5 protein-coding genes are annotated in these 4,833 nt (G+C 62.5%); 2 read left to right on the plus strand and 3 right to left on the minus strand.

Annotated features, from left to right (window positions below; all coding sequences use genetic code 11):
• Positions 1-936: PecA family PE domain-processing aspartic protease (locus WAN02_RS23440; RefSeq protein ID WP_422266872.1), on the plus strand; the 936-nt coding region annotated here is incomplete at its 5' end.
• Here the strand turns inward: WAN02_RS23440 and WAN02_RS23445 are convergent.
• Entirely contained in the window at positions 937-1,302 is a 366-nt protein-coding gene (locus WAN02_RS23445) for a DUF732 domain-containing protein (RefSeq protein WP_422266874.1), read from the minus strand.
• Between the two features lie 62 nt (positions 1,303-1,364).
• The gene (gene pstS, locus WAN02_RS23450) at positions 1,365-2,456 is read right to left on the minus strand and encodes a phosphate ABC transporter substrate-binding protein PstS (protein WP_422266876.1); all 1,092 of its coding nucleotides are present in this window, start codon (positions 2,454-2,456) and stop codon (positions 1,365-1,367) included.
• Between the two features lie 501 nt (positions 2,457-2,957).
• Here pstS and WAN02_RS23455 point away from each other — a divergent pair.
• Positions 2,958-4,466 (plus strand): MFS transporter, encoded by a 1,509-nt coding sequence (locus WAN02_RS23455; protein ID WP_422266878.1) that lies wholly within the window; start codon positions 2,958-2,960, stop codon positions 4,464-4,466.
• Positions 4,467-4,539: 73 nt separating this feature from the next.
• On the opposite strand, the gene WAN02_RS23460 is transcribed toward WAN02_RS23455, so the two are convergent.
• Positions 4,540-4,833, minus strand: a 294-nt coding sequence (locus tag WAN02_RS23460) for a hypothetical protein (protein ID WP_422266880.1), incomplete at its 5' end; no start/stop codon positions are given.

Consider the following 4,833-nt stretch of genomic DNA (forward strand, 5'->3'; position numbering starts at 1 on the left):
GGCGGAAACGGCGGCACCGGTGGCAGCGGCGGCCCCGTCGGCACGCCCGGTGTCAACGGTGACGGCGGCACCGGTGGCACCCCTGGCGGCACCGACGGCACGCCCAGTTTGGCGAACGCAACCGTCCCGTTGACCATGAACAATCTTCATCAACCGCTCGCATACATCTCGGTAAACGGCGGACCGCTGGAGCCCGTAATAGTTGACACGGGATCCACTGGTCTTGTTATCGAACCCCAATACGTACCAACACAAGACCTTGGCAGCGAAGTCTATGGGGGTTCCGCCGGTTACAGCGGCGGGCTGACGTACTCCTACGACACGTACGACACCACAGTAAGTTTCGGAGACGGCATCGTCACTTCGCCGACGGCCGTGGACCTCGTCACTACCGGATCGACGCCGGCCTTTGAAAACTATTTTGCTTCCACCGGCGCCGTCGGCGTTTTGGGTATTGGGCCGGACAACGGGTTCCCGGGCACCAGCACTGTGATAACGGCGTTGCCGGGCACCCTGGATCAAGGTGCGCTCATCAACGAATCCAACGGATTGCTGGAGTTCGGTCCCAACTCATTGCCCGGCACCGTCTCGCTTGCCGGAGCACCGACTACCACCCTGGACGTAAAGATCGGCGACGGACCTCTTGAACACGTTTCCGTCGCAGTCGATTCCGGCGGCGTGTACGGCTTCATCCCGTCATCGGTGCTCGACACCGGCCAGACGTCGGGGACCGTGCCAGCGGGAACAGCCATTTCGGTCTACACCAGCAACGGTGAGACTCTGCTCTACTCGTACACGACGACCCAGACGGACGGGCCATTTGTCACGTCGGGAAGTGCAGTGAATTCCGGGTACACGCCCTTCTACCTGGGACCGGTTTACATCGCCGAAAGCCCCAGCGGCTTCGGTACGACAACCTTCGACGGCGGCGGCTGATCACATCAGCGGGACGCCGGGGTAGAGATAGCGCGTCGAATTGTCGGTCTGCCCCACATATTGCGGGCAGTATGCGGAGATGGCAGCGCCGATGAAGTAGCCGGACTGCTTCATCGAAAGGTCCGTATCCTTCATCAGCTTCATGGCGAGAAGGCTGGTTTTTGCGCGCTGATCGAGTCCGGCGCACACGGTATGGGCCATGGCAATTGCGGCGTTGCCATCCGGAAGGACGATCCCGCCCTTGGCGAGGGCATCAACGAACGCACCGTCGTTCGGATCCGCTGACGCAGGGGCTGCCGAAAACAGCGCGATGACAAAGAGCAGGACGGCACACGGTATCGATCGTTTGGTGCCATACAAGGCCATACATGATGCTAGCCGAGGTCGAGACGTTTCTCTTCGCGGCCGAAGCCGTCGGTGGCGATGTCTCAGCTGATGCTGTTGACGGCGGCGGCAACCCTGGTCTGGAAATCGGCCGGCAACGGGATGTAGCCGAGCGGGGTGAGGCCTTGCTGCCCGGTGGTGACGGTCGACTGCATGAACGCTTTCACCGCCGTACCCACTTGAGCGTCAGGGTATTTGGAGCAGACGAGTTCGTAGCTGGCCAGCAGGATCGGGTATGCGCCCGGCGCAGTGGTGGCGTAGACCTTCGAGAGGTCGAGAACGAGGTCGTTGCCCTGACCTTTGATCGTGACGTCCGAGATGGTCTTGCCGACCCAGTCGTTGCCGATGCCGACGACCCCGCCGCCGGTCTTGATTCCGGCCACATCGAGGTGCTGCTTCATCGCATACGACCACTCGTTGTAGCTGATCGCGCCCTCGGTGTTCTTGACGGCTTCCGACGTGCCCTCGTTGCCTTGGGCGGAGGTTCCAACTCCTCCGTTGAAGGTCTTGCCCGCGCCCTTGGTCCAGGCGCCGCCAGATGCGGCCTGCAGGTACTGCTGGAAGTTGTCGCTGGTTCCGGATGCGTCGCTGCGGTAGATCACGCGGATGTCCTCGGCGGGCATGTTTCCGTTCAGCGCGGTGATGGCCGGGTCGTCCCAACGCGTGATGGCACCGCTGAAGACCTTGGCGAGCGTGGGTGCGTCGAAGTTGAGCACGTCGGTCGTCTTGACGTTGAACGTGATCGCGATCGGACCGAAGACGGCTGGCAGGTTCCAGGCGTCGTTCCCGCCGCAGCGCTGTTTGGCGCCCGCGTACTCGTCACCGCTCAGCGGCGAGTCGGAGCCGCCGAAGTCCGTCTTGGCGCCGAGAAAGTCCGAGACGCCGGCGCCCGAGCCGGTGGCGGCGTAGTTCAGCTGCTTGCCCGAGCAGGATTCCTCGTAGCTCGTGATGAAGTGGCTCATCGCGTTCGCCTGAGCGGTCGAACCGCTGCCGGTCAGGTCTTGCTTGCCCCCACAGTCGACCTTGACGTCCTTGGCGTACTTCGGCGGGGTGTCAAAACCCGTACACGCAGAGAGCGCCAGACTGCCCGCGACCAGCAGGCTGGCGGTGGCCATAAATCCCTTGTGCTGCTTCATGTTTGCCTCCTCGAAAAACAACCCGTCAGCCGCACATCGGCCGCCCGTTCGCCGGGCCGGAAATGCCACGTCGTGCGCGCCTCAGCGCCGCGCGTCGCTTCGAGCACGTCCGCGAGCATTAAACGTCACCAATATCGACATCGAATCAATCCGGAAGCAAACAACAGATGAAGCCATTGCCGAGCCCGAGGAGTTTGCCGCCCGCAACGCCATCTGCACCCCCAGGGTTTGCGTATTTCGGACGGCTCAGTGGTTGGAATATGGCCCTGAATTGGGCAAACGGTACCCAAGCCGACGCCTTGCGCCGCCGACTTCCTTGGAAGTTCAGCACAGTTTGCCAAATTCATCCCGGTGTTAGCGGCCGTTCAGTTGTCTGACTTAGCGTCTGCGGGGTTGACGCTGGTCAGCGTGGGTCACGCATGCCAGCGAAACCGCGCTGCGTCGCCGCCTCTGCGGCGTCGGGTAGGCGAAGTCGATGGCGACGACTCTGAGAGAGGTGACATGACCGACACGCTCGACAAATCACAGGCACCGAAGGTCAACGGAAAGACGGTGCAGGAGTACATCGACGAGTTGCCCCAGTGGCCCGACGGCACGGCGCTGAAGTCAATGCCGATGACCGCGATGCAGTTCCGGATCTGGGCGCTGGCCTGCGCGGGCAAGTTCTTCGAGGGCATGGTCGTGTTCATGACCGGCGTTGCCCTGCCGTTGATCTCGATCCAATTCCACCTGAACGCAGCCGAGAAAGGCATGGTGACCGCGTCGTCATTGGCGGGCATCCTGGTCGGCGCAACGGCCCTTGGTGGCTTGGCGGACAGCTACGGGCGCAAGAAGATGTTCATCGTGGAGATGATCATCTTCGCCGTGTTCTTAGTGGGTCTGACGGTCGCCCCCAACTTCATCACCCTGGTCATCTGTCTGTTCGGGGCCGGTATCGCACTGGGCTGTGACTATCCGACCGCGCACATGGTGATCTCGGAGAGCATTGCGACCTCGATGCGAGGCCGGCTGGTGTTGAGCGCCTTCGCATTCCAGGCCATCGGAGCGTTCTTCGGCACGGCGCTGGGCTTCGGCATTCTGTACGCGAACCCGAACTTGGGCGCGTGGCGGATGATGTACGCGGCGGCAATCGTGCCGGCGATCCTGGTCGTCATCGGGCGCTTGTACGTCACGGAGAGCCCGCACTGGCTGGTGGCGAAGGGCCGTACCGCGGAAGGCGAGAAGGCCACTACCCAGCTGCTCAAGCGCACCCCGCAGTACCCCAAGAGTGTGTCGCTCGGACACTTGGCCGACGAGGCCAAGGCCAAGGCCGCCGAAGGTCACGGGTCCTACCTGTCGCTGTTCAAGAAGAAAAACCGGCGCGCGACCATTCTGGCCTCGGTTCCGTGGTTCCTGCAGGACCTGGGCGTCTACGGCATCGGCATCTTCACGCCGACGATTCTGGGCGCCGTCATCGGCAAGGAGTCGAAGTCGCACGGGCTGTCGGACACCATCCACAACGACATCCTGGGCGCCAAGGGCTCGGCCATGATGGACGTGTTGTTCGTCTTGGGCGTCATCGTCGCCATCCTCCTGGTGGACCGAGTCGGTCGAATCAAGCTGCAGATCTGGGGCTTTATCGGCTGCGCCGTCGGCCTGCTGCTCTCCGGGCTGTCCATCCGGCCGGACGGTAGCAATGTGATGTGGCTGCTCTTCCTCGGCTTCACGATTTTCTACTTCATGGTCAACTTCGGGCCGAACGCGATGACGTATCTGCTTGCCGGCGAGGTCTTCCCGACCGAGGTCCGGGGCAAGGGCGCCGGCTTCGCCGCCTCCTTCGCCAAGGTCGGCGCGGTGTTGACGGCGTTCCTGTTCCCCATCCTGCTCAAGAGCATCGGCACCACCGCACTGCTCTGGGGCCTGGTGGTGTGCTTCCTGCTAGGAGCGGTCGTGACCTACTTGTTCCGAATCGAGACCGCGGGCGTCAACCTCGAGGACGTCGGCAAGGAAGAAGCGGCGACGGCCAAGTAGTAGCGCGGTCCCGCTACGGCACCTGGGTTGTCGTAGCGGGGGCGCGGCCGACTGATCGCTGCACGGTGTTTTTCTAGCTGTCAGTCTTCAGCTGTTCTTCCAAAGCACGGACGCGCTGCTCGGAGCCGGTGAACAGCTCACGCGGGAAGTGGCGATATCGCAGGATATCCGCGTAGATCGAGCCGGGATCGTCGAAATTCAGGCCGATACCGGCCAGATATTGCAGTCGCATGCTCATGTCGTCATTGATATCCGCACCGGCGAGCCAGGGTTTCAAGTCCGACGCGCGACCGACGTAGGTGGCAAGGACGTCGGTCGCACTATGAAAATTCACGGCGCCCATGGATTGCGTGACGCGCGCGTACTC

The organism is Mycobacterium sp., from assembly GCF_049281135.1.
GTDB lineage: Bacteria > Actinomycetota > Actinomycetes > Mycobacteriales > Mycobacteriaceae > Mycobacterium.